The sequence below is a fragment of the Hyphomicrobium sp. MC1 genome, from assembly GCF_000253295.1.
GTDB lineage: Bacteria > Pseudomonadota > Alphaproteobacteria > Rhizobiales > Hyphomicrobiaceae > Hyphomicrobium_B.
The window spans coordinates 366,726-382,167 of sequence record NC_015717.1; the positions used below are offsets into that span (position 1 = coordinate 366,726).

At 59.4% G+C, this 15,442-nt stretch carries 15 protein-coding genes; 3 read left to right on the forward strand and 12 right to left on the reverse strand.

Annotated elements, in window-relative coordinates; genetic code table 11:
- Positions 1-42 precede the first annotated feature (42 nt).
- The gene (gene infC / locus HYPMC_RS01650) at positions 43-573 is read right to left on the reverse strand and encodes a translation initiation factor IF-3 (RefSeq protein WP_013946013.1); all 531 of its coding nucleotides are present in this window, start codon (positions 571-573) and stop codon (positions 43-45) included.
- A 196-nt stretch (positions 574-769) separates the two neighbouring features.
- Positions 770-2,749 carry a glycosyltransferase gene (locus HYPMC_RS23060; protein WP_013946014.1) on the reverse strand — a complete coding sequence of 660 codons (1,980 nt, stop codon included), beginning with the start codon at positions 2,747-2,749 and terminating at the stop codon, positions 770-772.
- A 35-nt stretch (positions 2,750-2,784) separates the two neighbouring features.
- Between HYPMC_RS23060 and HYPMC_RS01660 the strand changes: the two genes are divergently transcribed.
- Positions 2,785-3,579, forward strand: a complete 795-nt coding sequence (locus HYPMC_RS01660) for a carboxylesterase (RefSeq protein WP_013946015.1) — start codon at positions 2,785-2,787, stop codon at positions 3,577-3,579.
- On the opposite strand, the gene HYPMC_RS01665 is transcribed toward HYPMC_RS01660, so the two are convergent.
- The 4 genes from HYPMC_RS01665 to HYPMC_RS01680 all read right to left on the reverse strand — a co-directional run bounded on the left by HYPMC_RS01665 (position 3,580) and on the right by HYPMC_RS01680 (position 7,294).
- Positions 3,580-4,455, reverse strand: a complete 876-nt coding sequence (locus tag HYPMC_RS01665; protein ID WP_013946016.1) for a hypothetical protein — start codon at positions 4,453-4,455, stop codon at positions 3,580-3,582.
- 108 nt (positions 4,456-4,563) lie between these two features.
- Positions 4,564-5,433 carry an SDR family oxidoreductase gene (locus HYPMC_RS01670; RefSeq protein WP_013946017.1) on the reverse strand — a complete coding sequence of 290 codons (870 nt, stop codon included), beginning with the start codon at positions 5,431-5,433 and terminating at the stop codon, positions 4,564-4,566.
- Positions 5,430-6,581 (reverse strand): tRNA epoxyqueuosine(34) reductase QueG, encoded by a 1,152-nt coding sequence (queG, locus tag HYPMC_RS01675; protein WP_024275278.1) that lies wholly within the window; start codon positions 6,579-6,581, stop codon positions 5,430-5,432. The genes HYPMC_RS01670 and queG overlap by 4 nt, the downstream gene beginning before the upstream one ends.
- Positions 6,582-6,589: 8 nt before the next feature.
- On the reverse strand, positions 6,590-7,294 hold the full coding sequence (locus tag HYPMC_RS01680) for a glutathione S-transferase family protein (protein ID WP_024275279.1): 705 nt from the start codon (positions 7,292-7,294) through the stop codon (positions 6,590-6,592).
- A gap of 142 nt (positions 7,295-7,436) precedes the next feature.
- Between HYPMC_RS01680 and HYPMC_RS01685 the strand changes: the two genes are divergently transcribed.
- Positions 7,437-8,234: an undecaprenyl-diphosphate phosphatase gene (locus HYPMC_RS01685; RefSeq protein WP_013946020.1), complete on the forward strand. Its 798-nt coding sequence runs from the start codon at positions 7,437-7,439 to the stop codon at positions 8,232-8,234.
- Between the two features lie 38 nt (positions 8,235-8,272).
- Here the strand turns inward: HYPMC_RS01685 and HYPMC_RS01690 are convergent, their stop codons facing one another.
- From HYPMC_RS01690 to HYPMC_RS01715, 6 genes are all read right to left on the reverse strand, one after another.
- The gene (locus HYPMC_RS01690) at positions 8,273-8,737 is read right to left on the reverse strand and encodes a PTS sugar transporter subunit IIA (protein ID WP_013946021.1); all 465 of its coding nucleotides are present in this window, start codon (positions 8,735-8,737) and stop codon (positions 8,273-8,275) included.
- Positions 8,738-8,829: 92 nt separating this feature from the next.
- Positions 8,830-9,444 (reverse strand): ribosome hibernation-promoting factor, HPF/YfiA family, encoded by a 615-nt coding sequence (gene hpf, locus HYPMC_RS01695; protein WP_013946022.1) that lies wholly within the window; start codon positions 9,442-9,444, stop codon positions 8,830-8,832.
- A 230-nt stretch (positions 9,445-9,674) separates the two neighbouring features.
- Complete coding sequence (gene rpoN / locus HYPMC_RS01700; protein WP_013946023.1) at positions 9,675-11,210, reverse strand: RNA polymerase factor sigma-54; 1,536 nt, start codon at positions 11,208-11,210, stop codon at positions 9,675-9,677.
- Positions 11,211-11,254: 44 nt separating this feature from the next.
- Complete coding sequence (gene lptB / locus HYPMC_RS01705) at positions 11,255-12,082, reverse strand: LPS export ABC transporter ATP-binding protein (RefSeq protein ID WP_371199588.1); 828 nt, start codon at positions 12,080-12,082, stop codon at positions 11,255-11,257.
- A 90-nt stretch (positions 12,083-12,172) separates the two neighbouring features.
- Positions 12,173-14,125 (reverse strand): LPS export ABC transporter periplasmic protein LptC, encoded by a 1,953-nt coding sequence (lptC, locus tag HYPMC_RS01710; protein WP_013946025.1) that lies wholly within the window; start codon positions 14,123-14,125, stop codon positions 12,173-12,175.
- An 85-nt stretch (positions 14,126-14,210) separates the two neighbouring features.
- Positions 14,211-14,831, reverse strand: a complete 621-nt coding sequence (locus HYPMC_RS01715; RefSeq protein WP_013946026.1) for a ribonuclease D — start codon at positions 14,829-14,831, stop codon at positions 14,211-14,213.
- A 363-nt stretch (positions 14,832-15,194) separates the two neighbouring features.
- On the opposite strand from HYPMC_RS01715, the gene HYPMC_RS01720 reads away from it, so the two are divergent.
- Positions 15,195-15,422, forward strand: a complete 228-nt coding sequence (locus HYPMC_RS01720) for a hypothetical protein (RefSeq protein ID WP_013946028.1) — start codon at positions 15,195-15,197, stop codon at positions 15,420-15,422.
- The last annotated feature ends 20 nt before the right edge of the window (positions 15,423-15,442 follow it).

Here is a 15,442-nt window from a genome sequence, read left to right on the forward strand (position 1 = left end):
TAAAAGAGAGACCCCGCCGCCTTCCGATTACTTGGGGCTCGGTTACTTGGGAGCCAGGACCATCACCATCTGGCGGCCTTCGAAACGCGGCTCGCTTTCGACCTTCGAGATCGCTTCGGTATCGGCCTTCACGCGCTGCAAGACCGCCATGCCAAGCTGCGAGTGCGCCATCTCGCGACCGCGGAAGCGGAGCGTGATCTTGACCTTGTCGCCGTCTTCGAAGAACCGTTTGATTGCGCGCATTTTGACGTCGTAGTCATGATCGTCGATGCCCGGACGCATCTTGATCTCTTTCAGCTCGACAATCTTCTGGTTCTTGCGGGCTTCGGCGGCTTTCTTCTGTTCCTGGAATTTGAACTTGCCGAAATCGAGAATTTTGCAAACGGGAGGCTCAGCGTCGGGCGAGATCTCAACGAGATCCAGTCCGGCGTCCTCGGCGCGGGCAAGGGCATCGAATTTTGAAATTACGCCGACGTTCTGGCCGTTCTCATCAATGAGACGGACTTCTCGGGCCCGGATTTGGTCGTTGATGCGGGGCCCTGAGTTTTCCCGGCTCTGAGGCTCGGGGCGCATAGGTCTACGGATGGTAAAAGCTCCTCTTGCTGTTTCCGTTATCCACCGTCGTAAATGCAATTGCTCCGGCCTAGGGGGCCAGAGTTTCGCGATTGCGCAGAGTTCGTAACTCGGCGCTAAAAGTCAAGCGGAGATGACCGTCAGGTGGTGAAATCATATTGGGCGGCGACAGAGGTCGGCACTGGGGCGTGTGCCGTCAGAATATGAGGCCCGCCGACTTGTTGTTTCCCCGCATTCGCAGGATCCGCTGCCAGCGGTAATAGGCCGTAATTCCTGCAAAGCCGAGGCCGGTCCAGCCGCCGGTAAAGTGACCACGGGCGATGTAATATTTCAGAAAGTGCGCGGGGAATTCGGTCACCGTCCGGATGCTGAGCTCGATTGGCGATTTCGGTTTTGAATTCAAGGCGTTGTAAGTCGCGCGCTCGTCGCACTTGCGGGCCAGATCTTCCAGCGACCGGATCGAATGGTGATAGAGGGTGCCGCGGAGGTGGCCGACCTTTTCGTTTTTTGGCTCAACGGAATCAAACAACGTCGAGTTTGCAAAGCGCACCCGCCGGCGGTCATAGAGCCGGAGGCAGTAGTGATCATTGGCTATTGGGCGCGGTCTGGTCCAGCCGGGATAGACGATTTTGACGGCCATGCCATAGACGCTTCGGGCTGGCAGTCCTTTTTCGAAGATGGCTTCGATCGACCGACGCAGATCGGGGGTTACGATTTCGTCGGCGTCGAGGTTCAATAGCCAGTCGTTGCGGCACTGCTCCTCGCCGAAGCGCTTTTGCTGGCCGAAGCCGGGCCAAGCATTGAAGATCACCTTGGCGCCGGCAGCTTCGGCAATCGCCTGGGTCCCGTCGGTGCTGCCGGAATCGATGACGATGATCTCGTCGACCCAGTCGCGGACAGAGGCGATGGTGGCTCCGATCCGGTCGGCCTCGTTCAACGCAATGATGAAGCAGGAAACGGGCAAGCGCGACTTCGAGGTTGCGGTTGGTTCTGTGTCGCGTTGCTTCGACGACGTTCGTCTCGCGATGACGCGCTCGTAGACGGCGAGCGTCTTCGACTTGAGCTGGTCGAGGGTGAAGCGGCGCCTGACCTGTGCCGAGCCGCGTGCGCCCATGGCCTTGCGTTCGTCGGGTGACCAGCTCAGCATTTTGGTGATGGCGTTGGCGACGGCTTCGGGATCTGCATAAGGGACGCGCAGTCCGGTAGCTTCATTCGCCGGAACGTCGGGCTCGGTCAGCGCGACCTCGCGTCCGGGGCCGGTATCAGAAACGATCAGCGGCACACCCATTGCCTGGCCTTCGATGGCAACACGCGGCAAACCTTCCTGCTCGGAGATGTTCAAGGCGACGTCGCTGATCGCGTAGGCGGCTGCGACGTCGCGGACATGGCCGGGAAAGCGGAGTTGATGCGCAACTCCGAGGCGTTCGGCCTGCGCTTCGAGTTCGGCCTTGAACGCGGGCTTTTCGATTTCGCCTGCGAGCACGCAAACGAGATCCGGCGCGCCGCGCTGCTTCAGCATACCGAGAGCGGAAACGAGATGGTGCTGGGCCTTGCGCGGCGTAATGCGACCAGCAAGCATCAGCACCGGTTTTGTGCCGTCGGCATCGAGCAGCGTGCGCACCGCCGCCAGTCGTTCTGGCGTAAGTTTCGATGGATCGAAGACCTCTGAATCGAACGCGCGATGGATGACGGCAATGCGATCCTCTGGCGTGTGATAACGCGTGCGAATGAGGTGCGCCATGTAATCCGAGACGGCGATGACCGTGTCGCTGCGCGCCATCACGCTGTTGTAGAAGTTCTTGATGCGACCCTTCTCGGAATACTCGGAATGGTAAGTGGTGACGAAGGGAATGCCGGTGCGTCGTGCGGCAAGGAGCGCGCTCCATGCAGGAGCGCGGCTGCGGGCATGAATGATCGAGACATTTTCGCGACGGATGATGCCGGCAAGTTTAGAAGCATTCTGCGTCAGAACGATCGGGTTCTTCGTTGCGAGCGGCAGAACGATATGTTCTGCGCCAGCGGCGACCACCTGATCGGCAAGCGGACCACCTTCTGAAGCGACCAGCGCCCGATGTCCGTTTTTGACCAATGCAGCGGCGATCTGCAAACATCCTAATTCGGCGCCGCCCGCTCGCATGCGAGGTATTACTTGCAGGACGGTCAACGGCTTGGTCATCTCAGCTCATCAATTGGGATTCGTTGGGATCAACGATGGACAGTTCCTATAAAATTCCGGGCTCTGAACCGCAAATGCTTCCTGTCGGTAGCGGTACGGAGGCGCGGGAAATCGCGTTTATCCACCACGCCAAAGGCGAACCGGGAGTACTCTGGCTCTCCGGTTTTATGTCGGATATGGGCTCTACGAAGGCGACGGCCGTCGCCGCATGGGCAGATGAGCGCGGACTGTCATCGACACGTTTCGATTATTCGGCGCATGGGCGCTCGTCCGGCACCATGGAAGACGGCACCATCGGGCACTGGCTCGACGAGGCCGACGCAATTTTCTCGACCATAACAAGCGGACCGCAGGTTATCATCGGTTCGAGCATGGGTGGATATATTGCGCTTCTGCTTTTGCGGAGGCTCTTGCGCGACCGGCCTCAAGAGGCTGCGCGCATCAAAGCGATGCTGCTGATCGCGCCGGCCTGGGACATGACAGAAGAACTGATGTGGAAGCGCTTTCCGGAAGAGACGCGCCGCGACATTATGGACAAAGGCTCTTTCCGGCAGCCGTCCGCCTATGCGTCGCCTTATCTCATTACACGCAAACTGATCGAGGATGGACGCAAACACCTTCTTGCGCGCGAATCTTTCGATCCCGGCCGCCCGATCGTCATCTTGCAAGGACTTCAAGACCCCGATGTGCCCGCTCCCCATACGAAGGAACTTAAGACGTTTTTGACGGGCGACAAGGTCAAGCTGGTCGAGATCGCGGACGGCGAGCATCGACTGTCGCGGCCGCAGGATCTCGATCTGCTGTTTTCGGAACTCGATAAACTGGTCTAGCTATTTATCGTTAGCCGACGTCACGTCGATGTCGGGAAGGCCTTCGGCAAGGGTGTTTTCGAGCCGTACGGCGCCTGCGGCTTCGGCTTGCGCTTCTGGCACGACCCAGATGCGAAAATTCTGAGTTGCGAGGCCGTTGTTGCAGGCCAAGCTGGTGCCGTCGACGCGGCAGGTTTTGTCGGCGGTGACGGTGTACGCGCCCGATGAAGCACCACCGCCTTCGCCAACCTCGATGACGTCGATGCGATGCATCGGATCGATGATGACGTTGCGAAAAACGCAACCCGATTTGCCGCTGCAGGATTCCGCCGTCATATCGTTTGTACCACTCAGGGCCATGGCTTGATTGCGCGGCAGCGATCGCGCAGGGGCGCGAAAACCGTTCGAGAGCCAGCAGGTACTGTCGATGCAGAGGATCGGGTCGGGTTTGAAGCCGAGACCGGTGCTATCGGGATCAAGAACGAGAAGAACGGTTGCTGCGGAGCGCGTGGGCGGCGTCGGCATCGGTGCGGGTTCAGAGCGTGTGGGCAGCAAATCGGTGACCGGCTTCGGCGGCAGCGCAGCGAGCTTCGCGACAGGTGGCGCAGACACTGTGGATGATGGAACAAACTGCGGTGCCGATTCCGATACGGCTGGTTTTATCGCGATGTGCTCTGCTTCTTGTTGTTTGCGCGCCAATTCTTCGGCCTGAGCGCGTGCCAGCATGTCGGCTTCGTAGTCTGCGCCGGGGCGTGCGAAACTCCGCTGCTGCGGCTCGGCGTCCGTGTCTGAGAATTTCTGCGCGATGGCTTGTGCGGGATCGACTGTTTCAGCGTGGGCCGCAGCGGCGGATACCGTTACGGCAGCCAACGCGGCAAGAAAGACTCGAAGCTTCATGGCAATCTCGCCGAAATGCGCGTCGCGCAATGTGCGACGGCTACGATGAGACCATTATTCTCCATTCTGGCGGAATGGCGGAGATCATGTGACCATTTGCAAGAAACTTCACGGCGCAAGACCGGCGATGGCCTTCAGTCCTTCGATATAGGTCGGATAGGCTAGTCTGACGCCAAGCTCGGTCTTCATGCGTGCGTTCGAGACCTTCTTGTTCTCGATGTAGAAGCTGCGTGCGGCGGCCGACAGCGCTTCGTCCGTCGGATCGGTGGCCGGCGGGCAGGGTACGCCGAGCAACTCGGCGCCGTATTCGATCACGTCTTGCGGCGGCGCGGGCATATCATCGGTGACGTTGAAGATATGCGTTCCCGGCGCGAGATTCATGCTGGCTTCGACAGCGGTCGCGATATCGGCGACGTGGATGCGGTTGGTGAATTGTCCCGGCTTGAAGATGCGCCGTGCAGTTCCAGCCTTCAATTGGTCGATGGCGCTGCGGCCTGGTCCGTAGATGCCGGGCAAGCGATAGATGACGAGCGACTTGCCGCTTTTCCTGGCGAGGTTGATCCAACCGGTTTCGGCCTGCAGGCGGCGTTGGCCGCGCGTTGTTCCGGGGTTGGGCTCGGTCGTTTCATCGACCCAGTTGCCGTGGGCATCGCCGTAGACGCCGACAGTCGAAAAATAGCCGATCCACGTGATGGAGGAGCTGGCTGCGATGGCGTCGCCGAAATAGCGCAGAGCCGGATCGCTTTCGGCGTCGGGCGGAATAGAGAGCAGTACATGTGTCGTCGACTTGAGCGCTTCGGCGATATCGGCAGGCGCCGATGTTCCGTCGAAAAGAAAGGGCGTGAAGCCTTGCGCTTTCAGCCCTCGGAGCTTGTCAGGGTGCGACGTCGTTCCTGCGATCGACCAGCCTTGCGCCAACAGGCGGCGGGAAAGCTCGGCGGCACAGTATCCAAGTCCGAAACAGAAAAGACGGCTCATGCCGCTTGTTCCTCCATTGGAATGATCCATTCGGCAGCGACTTCAGGATCGTGTTCGCTATCTCGATAACGGCGCTGCAGGGCGTGCAGTTCATTAGTATCGGCGAGACGCCGCGCTGCCCAGATCGCCATGGCGCGAACGAGAGGCGACTCGTCGGCAAGCAGCGGTTCGATATGACGGAGCAAAGAGCGGTCGCCGGAGTTTCCAGATGCAATGAGCGTGTTGCGCACGATGCGATCGCGTCCGGTGCGTTTGATCGGCGTGCCGGCGAAGCGCAGGCGAAAGGCCGCGTCGTCAAGCGCGAGGAGTTCGGCGAGCGGCGGATTGTCGGTTTCCGGCCGTGCTGCGTATTTAATTTCGGTCGCAGCGCCGGCAAATTTGTTCCACGGGCAAACCGCGGCGCAGTCGTCGCATCCGAAAACACGATTGCCGATAGCGGTGCGAAACTCGGGGGCGATATGGCCTTTGTGTTCGATGGTGAGGTAGGCAATGCAGCGGCGGGCATCGAGCTGATAGGGCGCTGGGAAAGCGTTCGTCGGGCAGATGTCGAGGCATCGGCTGCATGAGCCGCAATGGTCCGTCGTCTCGGCATCGGGTTCCAACTCAGCCGTCGTCAGCATGACACCGAGAAAGAGCCAGTCGCCATGCTCGCGTGATACGAGGATGGTGTGTTTGCCTTGCCAGCCGAGACCGGCTTTCGCGGCCAGAGGTTTTTCCATCAACGGAGCGGTATCGACAAAGACTTTGACGTCCGCGCCGGATCGTTCGGAAAACGTGCGTGCCAGAGATTTGATGCGCTTCTTTAGGACGTCGTGGTAGTCGCGGCCTTTGGCGTAAATGGAGATGGCGGCGTTCGAACGGTGATCGAGCGCTTCGAGCGGATTGGTTGGAGGGGCATAAGATTGACCGAAGACGACTGCGCTTTTCGCTTCAGGCCAGAGCCGGAGCGGATCGCCGCGCCGATCGGCGTGGGTTTCCATCCAGTCCATGTCGCCGTGGCGTTTTTCGTTCAGGAAGTGGGCGAGCCTGCCGGGCAGATGAGCGTCGGATGTGAGCCGCGCAATGCCGACTGCATCGAGGCCGAGCTTCTGCGCTTCGGCGCGGAGCATTTCAGTGTGATCGGAACTCGCGTTTCTAGCGTCAGGCATACTGCCATTTAAAAATCGAGATCCGAATAGGCAAGGGGCGGCGCGGTCCCAGGGACGCGGTCGCCCAGCAGGGCGCGGAACGACGGCCGCGATTTCATGCGCTGGTACCAATTCTTAACGGCCGGATAGTCGTGCCACGAGATTTCGCCCAGGTAATCGCACGTCGAAATATGGGCGGCGGCGGCGAAGTCTGCAAAGCTCAGCTCGTCGCCCGATAACCACCGGCGCGAGTCGGCGAGGTATCCGGTGTAGGAGAGGTGATATTTGAGGTTGGCGCGGACGGCCCTCAGCACGCCTGGATCGGGTGCAATCGGGCCGCTCGGGCGCATCGAATTGTAAACCTTCTCGATTAGCAGCTCGCGGGTAACCTCGCGGTCGAACTTGCCGTGGTACCAATCGATCAGCCTGCGGACTTCTGCGCGGTCCTCACGGTTGCCCGGAATGAGGGCTGGTGGCGCGGCGGTAGCGCCGTCGGCGCTGAACGGCACGTCTTCGGCAATAAACTCAGAGATCGAATAAGCGCCGCAGAGCGTCAGGCCGTTCTCTAGTTCGAGGACAGGCAATTCTCCCGCAGGGTTTTTGGCGAGAAAGCTTTGCCGCCATTCCCAGGGCTTTTCTTCGAACAGTTCGACGTCGACACGGTATTCGGCCAGCGCCAGGCGGATAGACCGGGATCGCGGACAAAGACGGTATTGCGTAAGGCGCAGTGGCATAGCGTTCCTGATCGTGGTGGTGGCGGCACTATACACGTGGTGTCGTCAATTCGATGGCAACTCGGCCAAACGACCGCTTTGGAGTTGTTGGAAATTCTGCTAACGCTCCCTCGTTTTGTATGAGCCCGAGGGGGAAGCAGCGATGGAAACGTGGCAAGTCATATTGCTCGGCTTGATCGAGGGGTTGACGGAGTATCTGCCGGTTTCTTCGACGGCGCATCTCTTGCTAACGGAGCGTCTTCTTGGTGTGACGTCCACAGGACGCACGTTCGAAGTTTTGATTCAACTTGGCGCAATCCTGGCGCTGCTGACGGTCTACTCCGCAAAGCTCTGGCGCTTGGCTGTGGATTTTCCGAGCGATCCGCGGACGCGGCGCTTTGTATTCGCGATTTTGCTCGCGTTTCTGCCGGCTGTTTTCATCGGTGTCGCAGCACACAACATTATCAAGGATGTTCTCTTTGAATCGCCGTTGATCATCTGCGTTTCGCTCGTCATCGGCGGCATCATTTTGCTCGTCGTCGACAGGATGCGTTATCAGCCGCAATATGTCGATGTGATGGATATCCCGCCGCTTAAAGCGCTGATCATCGGGTTCGTGCAGTGTCTGGCGATGATCCCCGGTGTCTCGCGCTCAGGATCGACGATCGTCGGCGGCATGCTGCTCGGAGCTGATAAGCGGACGGCGGCCGAGTTTTCCTTTTTCCTCGCGATGCCGACGATGACGGGCGCGTTTGCCTATGATCTCTACAAGAATTGGTCGATTTTGACGCCGGACGATGTCAGCCACATCGTGCTCGGCTTCATCGCGGCGTTCATCACTGGCGCGATCGTCGTGCGCTATATGCTCGACTTCATTTCGCGACGCGGCCTGTCGTTCTTCGGCTGGTGGCGCATTCTCGTAGGTGGTCTGGGACTCGGTGCGCTGATGGTGCTGCACTAGTCAGCCATAGTCTCCCACAGTTCAAGTGAGTAGCCGGCTCAGGCGGCGTGCGAGGTGACGGGGTTCATCAGAACGTTGCGCAACGCGTCGACGTCCTCGGCGTTACGCAGGCCCTCAAGGGTTGCCGGATCGCGCACGAGGCGAGAAATGCGGGCAAGGGCCTTCAAGTGGTCAGCGCCCGCGCCCTCGGGGGCGAGCAGGAAAAACAGCAGATCGACGGGCTCACCGTCGTGGCTCTCGAATGGGATAGGGTGTTCGAGCCGCGCGAAAATGCATGTGATCGCCCCTACCGTCGGAAGCTTGACGTGAGGGATCGCAATGCCGCGGCCGAGGCTGGTTGAGCTTAGCCGTTCCCGCTGGAGCAGCGCGGCATAGATGTCCGGCGCACCGGCTCCCGTTGCGGCCGAAGCCTTGGCGGCGAGTGCCTGAAGGGCCTGCTTTTTGTCATCAGCTTCCAGACGCGGAATTATCGCGTCGTCGGCAAGCATATCTTCGATGTTCATCCCAGTCCCATCCACGATGAAATGGCCGCCATTGTGGCTTGCCGCGCCGGATGACGGGCGGTGTCCACAGTCATGCAAAGTTAAGCCTACGCTTATTCCACGTGCTTCGGCGCCGATGCGCCGTTCGGTTTTGCCCCCATGGGAAGATCGGCGTCGATCCACCCGATGTGCCCATCATTGCGCCGGTAGACGACATTGAGCCCTCCGTGGGCGGCGTTCTTGAAAATCATGAACGACGCTTCCGACAAATCGAGCTGCAGGACGGCTTCGCTGACCGTCATATGGCTAATATTGCGCTGTCCTTCGGCGATAATAAGCGGATTCGCCTCGTCCTGCTCGGGCTCGTCGTGATCGTTCAGGCTCACGACGTAGTCGCGGGCCTCGATATCGACTTTGCGCCGGGCAGTAGCGGATGAATGGTTTTTGATGCGGCCCTTGTAGCGGCGCACGCGCGTTTCGAGCCGGTGGGCAGCGGAATCGGCGCTGCTATAGGCATCGGCGCCTTCACCATGGGCTTCGAGCAGGAGGCCGTTCGTCAGGCGCACGGAGCAAGTGGTCTTGAAGACCTCGCGCTCGCGTTCCAGCCGGATGTGTCCATCGACTTCGCGCGCAAGGTATTTCTGCAGCACGGCGCGGATTTTGTCGGCCGCATAGCTTTTGAAGGCGTCGCCAACTTCAACGTTCTTACCGGTGATTTGGATGGTCATATAGATGCCTGTTCTGCACTGCCAAAGTGCGTGCCTCGGGACCGAGCAATGTCTGCTCAGAGGTTGCGAGCCACCTATCGGGACGTCCGTGAGGAAAGTGTGACCGCCACTTCTGACGGGACGTACCTGTTAATAGCGATAGGCTGGGCAAGTTCCCCTGTCAAATCACGCTTGGGCAATTAAGTGAAACGAGAAAATATAGGTTGTTCATTAAGTTAAGGCCATGGAGTTCAAGCCATGCCACCCAAACGTTCCACCAATCTCTTATCGCGACGGCGTTGAACGGATGAGGGAATGCGCATGGCTTCCCGGTATTTGGCGACCGTGCGGCGAGCGATGTCGATGCCCTCGCCTTTCAGGCGGTCTACGAGCTGATCGTCGGATAGGACGTCTTCTGCGCTTTCGGCATCGATAAGCTGCTTGATGCGGTGGCGGACCGCTTCGGACGAATGGGCTTCGCCGTCTGCGGCGGACGCGATCGCCGAGGTAAAGAAATACTTAAGCTCGAAAATGCCCCTCGGCGTCGAAATATACTTGTTTGACGTTACCCGGGAGACCGTCGACTCGTGCATCGAAATGGCGTCGGCGATCACCTTGAGATTGAGTGGGCGCAGGTGCTGCACGCCGTACATGAAAAAGGCGTCCTGCTGGCGGACGATCTGTTCGGCGACCTTCAGAATGGTCCGGGCTCGCTGATCGAGGCTCTTCACCAGCCAGTTGGCCGTTTGCAGGCAGTCGAACAGGTAGGTCTTGTCCTTTTCGGAGGTCGCCGTACGAGCGACCCGCGCGTAATAGGTGCGATTGACCAGAACCCGCGGCAGAGTGTCACTATTCAGCTCGACGTGCCAGCCGCCGTCCGATGCCGCTCGGACGATGACGTCCGGGACGATGGGCTGGACCTGCACCGAGCCGAATTTCAGACCGGGCTTGGGATTGAGCCGCTTGATCTCGCGGATCATGTCGGCCAGCTCGTCCATGTCGATGCCGAGCGCCTTTTTCAGCGCCGGTATGTTGCGGCTGGCAAGTAGGTCGAGGTGGGCCAGCAGGCCCGCCATCAGCGGATCGTAGCGATTTTGGTCCTTGAGCTGGAGCGCCAGGCATTCCGCCAATGAACGGGCGAAAATTCCCGGTGGATCAAATGATTGTAGCTTGGCGAGGACGCTTTCGATGAATTCCAGCGGGGCACCGAGCCGCTCCGAGATCGCGTCCAGATTGGCCGGGATGTAACCCGCTTCATCGACCAGATCGACGAGGTACTGGCCGATCAGCCGTTCACCGGGATCGGACACTGTCAGCGGCAGTTGCGCGGCCAGATGTTCCCGCAGCGAAACCTGGTTCGCGACAAATTCCTCCAGGTCACTTTCGCCGTCGCCGCCATTGTGCATTCGCTGCGAGACGTTGGCCCAGCTCAGCCCGGATGCTGCGCCCGCTGCGGAGCCCGGCTCGCCCGTTCCCGGTTCCTGGAAAACGTTTCCAAAATCGACGTCGAGGCCGCCGGTGTGATCGCGGACCGGCTCTCGCAGGTCGAGCCAGCTTTCGTCTGTGCTGCTGGCACGGTCGTCCTGGCGTTCGTTCAAAGGTTCTTCGACGGGCTTGGAGCCGCCGGTTTCGTCGCGTTCGAGTAGAGGATTGCGCTCAAGCTCGCCATCGACAAACTCTGTCAATTCGAGGTTCGAGAGCTGGAGCAGGCGTATGGCCTGCTGCAGCTGTGGCGTCATGACCAGCTGCTGGCCTTGTCTCAGCTCCAATTTTGCTGAAAGTGCCACGCTATTTAGCTACTCCGTACTTAGAATTCCGGAGCGACCTATACTCAACCGGTATTAACGAACATATCGCCAAGATAAACTCGCCGCACATCTTCATTCGATATGATTTCCGAAGGTTTGCCCTGCGTCAGAACCTGACCGTCGTAGATGATATATGCGCGATCGATAAGACTTAATGTTTCACGAACGTTATGGTCTGTGATCAACACACCAATACCGCGTTCGGTCAAGTGGCGAACCAGCTGCTGAATGTCGCCGACGGCGATTGGGTCGATGCCGGCAAATGGTTCGTCCAGCAACATGAATGACGGGCGCGATGCGAGTGCGCGGGCGATTTCACACCGCCGGCGTTCGCCGCCCGAGAGCGCCATCGCTGCCGATTTTCTGAGCCGTGTGATTGAAAATTCTTCTAGCAAGCTGTCGAGCTGTTCTTTGCGCGCCTTGCGGTCGGGCTCGATCAGTTCGAGCACGGACATGATGTTCTGCTCGACGGTCAGCCCTCGAAAGATCGAAGCTTCCTGCGGCAGGTAGCCGACACCGAGGCGCGCGCGCTGATACATCGGGAGACTCGTCACGTCTTCGCCGTCGAGCGTGATGCGTCCCTCGTCGGCGGCGACGAGACCCGTAATCATATAGAAAACTGTCGTTTTGCCGGCGCCGTTGGGACCTAGCAGGCCGACGGATTCGCCGCGTCCGACCGCGAGGTTGACGCCTTTGACGACCATCCGCTTGCGATAGGATTTCTTAACGTCGTAGGCCGTCAGCCAGCCGTCGGCACCGATGGCGTGGGGATCTTCCGCAGCCGGCGCGGCGTGGGCCACGCCGTTGCTGTAAGCGGCCGATCCATTCGGCGCCTCACGGTTCTTTTTCAGGCGGATGGGTAGAGCCTTAAACACCAAATACCTTGCCGCTGTCCGGCAAGCTCCCTTGACGCCCGAACTCAGGCCAACTCTGCGGCGCGGTCAAGGCGACGTACGGACCTGCCAACCGTCAGCTTGAATTTTCGATTTTCGGAGCTGGCCGGGATAAAAGACCGCACTCGGCCGGTCGGCCTTGAACACCGGACCACCGCCTTGGCCATCGCTGCTGCTGACCATCGCTCCGCTGCTTGTCGCCGTCGGCTCAGTTTTGATCGTGGCTTCGCCGGTTGTCATGTCGATCACGAGCTTGGTCCCGTGAACAATGTTCTTGCCTTGCGTTAGCACGACAGCACCGCCCATCGTCGTCAAATTTTTCTTCACATCCACTTCGGCCCAGTCGCCGGTCGCCGTCTGGCCATCCTTGGCGGTGACGACGACCTTCTTGCGCGCGGTCAGGTGGGTGAGAGAGGCGGCTGTGCTGGATGCCTTGCCGTCGTTGCTGTCGCCCATTCCGGCGCTGCCGGTATAAAATGCCGTAAGCTCCTGCGAGCGCATCGTCATGGTGCCTTGAACGGCTGAGACATTCCCTATGAAAATTGCCTTCTTGGCGTTGTCGTCGACGTCGAGACGGTCGGCCACGACATCATAAGGTGAGTTCGGGTCGGCCTTGAAGGCGGCACCAAACGCGATGCCGTCGCTGTTTTCATTGTCGTTATCAGATTTCGCCGCCGACGCCTTCGCAGGGTCTTTGACGAAATGCGCCGTGATCCGTCCCGGCGAAGAACTTCCCATGAGGTTCGCGGGAGACGAAAGCTGCATCTTTTGCGTGCCGCGATTGTAGATGAGGCGCCGGCCTTTGAGCATGTTCGCGCCCTGGGTCACCACAACGGGGCCGGTCAGCGTCATCGTCTGGGCGGTCTCATCGTAATCGACGCGGTCGCCGACGGCACGCCGGTCGTCGCCTTGGGTGAGGACAACGTTGCCTTCGAGAACGGCGGTATGGGCCAGCGTGTCAAATGTTGCCTGGTCGCTGGTTGCGGTCTGGCCGTTCGGCTGCTTCAGAACGACCGAATCTTTCGCGACGATCAGCTTGACCTGGGTTCCAGACGGGTCCGATGCGTTCGCCGTCTGCGCCTTGGTCTTGTCGTCGCCTTTGCCGGCCGGCGCGACCGAGCCTTGATAGCTGACGACCATTTCGGGCGCTGTCATTGTTGCGCCGGCCTGGTTCGCGACGACGCCGCCGGTGTAGGTCGCGGTTTTCTTGATGTCGTCGATATCGAGGCGGTTCGATGCGACATCGACGGGTTGTCCGGGCTTGCCGAACGGCAGCGCATTCTGGTCCTGCTGATTGTCAGCGGAGGCGGCCGTCTTCTTGGGCTGCATGTGGGTCCGCACGTTGTCGAGGAAGGTATATTCCTTCGTCTTCTGGCGGATCTTCAGCTGATTGGACGTGATTTGACCGGCGCCCATGACGATCGTCGAGGGTTCGTTCGACGTGATGATGTTTTCTTTGGTCTGAATCGTCGCGCGCGTGAGTTTGGCATTGAGGCCGCCGTCGCCGGTCACGTTGATCGCGTCGAACAGTTCGAGGATGTTCGACTTGTTGTCGAAGATGCCGCGTGCAGCGGTGAGGTAGGTCTTCTGTTTTTTGGCGTCGGTCAGCTCGCCCGTTATATGGTCGAGATGAACGGCCGTCATCGTTTTGAGATCCTGCTGCGCCGTTTCGGCTTTCACCCAATAGTGGCCGCCGTCCGAATTGAAGCCCTGATAATGCGGGTTGTGCATCTTCAGGTTGTCGGCAATGATTTTCGGAACCTCGATGGGTGGCAGCGTCGGTCCGACCCCCATGTTTTCAAGGATGTTCAATGCCGCGAGCCCGACCGTTGCGATGGCGGTGAGCGGTAGTCCGATTTTCAGAAATCGCACACGGCGGGAATGGCGGTGTGCAGCCGTGCGGCTTTGGGTGCGATCGCCGGCGATGACGATTCGGCTGCCCGATGCGCGTGACCGTCCGTGCGCGACGCTTGAAGTTTCAGCGGCAGCCATGCTGGCCATGCCATTGCCCCCCTTAGGTCCGGTAATCTCGCCTTAAAATGGGGAGACTTTGGGACCTTGTCGCCTGAGGCGATTTTTCCCGGCTTTAGTGAGCGAATATGTCGTCGTCCTCGAAGCCGGCAAGATCGAGCCGGGCGCGTGTCGGCAGGAAGCCGAAGGCTGATTGCGCAAACTCGGCGCGGCCTTCGCGTGCGAGCATCGTGTCGAGCTTCGACTTGAGCGCATGAAGGTGCAGCACGTCATTGGCGGCGTAGGCCATCTGGCTTTCCGACAGTTCGGGGGCGCCCCAGTCGCTGCTTTGCTGCTGTTTGGAGATTTCAATTCCGAGCAGCTCGCCGACAAGGTCTTTCAGACCGTGGCGGTCGGTGTAAGTGCGCGCCAGTTTGGAGGCGATCTTAGTGCAGTAGAGCGGGGCCGTTTCGACGCCCAGATATTGCTTCATCACCGCGATGTCGAAGCGGGCGAAATGAAAGATTTTCACGATCGCCGGATCCGTCAGCAGCGCCTTCAAACGCGGCGCATCGTAGTTTCTGCCGTCGAACTTGACGAGATGCGCCGCCCCGTCGCCGCTTGATAGCTGCACGAGGCACAGCCTGTCGCGATGCGGATTAAGTCCGAGCGTTTCGGTGTCGATGGCGACGCCGTTGGGAAACGACAATCCGGCAGGAAGATCGCCGTGATGAATTTTGATGTTGGATTTGGTCATGTTGTCTTTCAACGGTCTATCGCGGCTCTGGCGACGAGAGTTTCATCGCGGCGCTCGAAAACCTGGAGAAGCCTGGAAGTAACGCACAGCATTTGGGAGCACTCGGGACGCTAAGAGATTGATGTTGTTGTGCGCCCGAGGACTCAAAGTAGATCGTCTGTAGCATTCGCGTATCGCCGATAGCAAGCACGGTCCCAAGTGTGTTCACGGTAATATCAACCGGGGGCTGTATTGAATGTCGAAAAGGCATTAGGTCGCAAAGCAAACCTCGAGTATGCTCTGACGATCATCGGCTTATCGCCCGGGCGCCGATGGCTGAGAGAGGTACGTGTGCTCCCGCCTGTTTTTAGTGATTGAGCGCACATGAAAGGTACCTTCGGAGGCTTCGATAGCGCGCAAGTCGATATTCTTCAGATGACGTTCGATATCGCTTGCCGAGAGCTCGGTATTACACCCTCGGACGAAGAGGGGCGGGCTCGTGTTGCCAAAGCTGTCATTACCTTGGCAAAGGCTGGCCAGTTCGATCCGGATCGACTGAAAGTTCACGCGATCTCTCGGTTCAGAGAGTACGACGGCGAACGGCTGCAGTAGTCGAAGCGATCAAAAGCGCG

Bases quoted from the DNA above. Each gene is read 5' to 3' on its own strand.
- infC (WP_013946013.1), bottom strand. From the start codon at position 573: ATGCGCCCCGAGCCTCAGAGCCGGGAAAACTCAGGGCCCCGCATCAAC.
- HYPMC_RS23060 (WP_013946014.1), bottom strand. From the start codon at position 2,749: ATGACCAAGCCGTTGACCGTCCTGCAAGTAATACCTCGCATGCGAGCG.
- HYPMC_RS01660 (WP_013946015.1), top strand. From the start codon at position 2,785: ATGGACAGTTCCTATAAAATTCCGGGCTCTGAACCGCAAATGCTTCCT.
- HYPMC_RS01665 (WP_013946016.1), bottom strand. From the start codon at position 4,455: ATGAAGCTTCGAGTCTTTCTTGCCGCGTTGGCTGCCGTAACGGTATCC.
- HYPMC_RS01670 (WP_013946017.1), bottom strand. From the start codon at position 5,433: ATGAGCCGTCTTTTCTGTTTCGGACTTGGATACTGTGCCGCCGAGCTT.
- queG (WP_024275278.1), bottom strand. From the start codon at position 6,581: ATGCCTGACGCTAGAAACGCGAGTTCCGATCACACTGAAATGCTCCGC.
- HYPMC_RS01680 (WP_024275279.1), bottom strand. From the start codon at position 7,294: ATGCCACTGCGCCTTACGCAATACCGTCTTTGTCCGCGATCCCGGTCT.
- HYPMC_RS01685 (WP_013946020.1), top strand. From the start codon at position 7,437: ATGGAAACGTGGCAAGTCATATTGCTCGGCTTGATCGAGGGGTTGACG.
- HYPMC_RS01690 (WP_013946021.1), bottom strand. From the start codon at position 8,737: ATGAACATCGAAGATATGCTTGCCGACGACGCGATAATTCCGCGTCTG.
- hpf (WP_013946022.1), bottom strand. From the start codon at position 9,444: ATGACCATCCAAATCACCGGTAAGAACGTTGAAGTTGGCGACGCCTTC.
- lptC (WP_013946025.1), bottom strand. From the start codon at position 14,125: ATGGCCAGCATGGCTGCCGCTGAAACTTCAAGCGTCGCGCACGGACGG.
- HYPMC_RS01715 (WP_013946026.1), bottom strand. From the start codon at position 14,831: ATGACCAAATCCAACATCAAAATTCATCACGGCGATCTTCCTGCCGGA.
- HYPMC_RS01720 (WP_013946028.1), top strand. From the start codon at position 15,195: ATGAAAGGTACCTTCGGAGGCTTCGATAGCGCGCAAGTCGATATTCTT.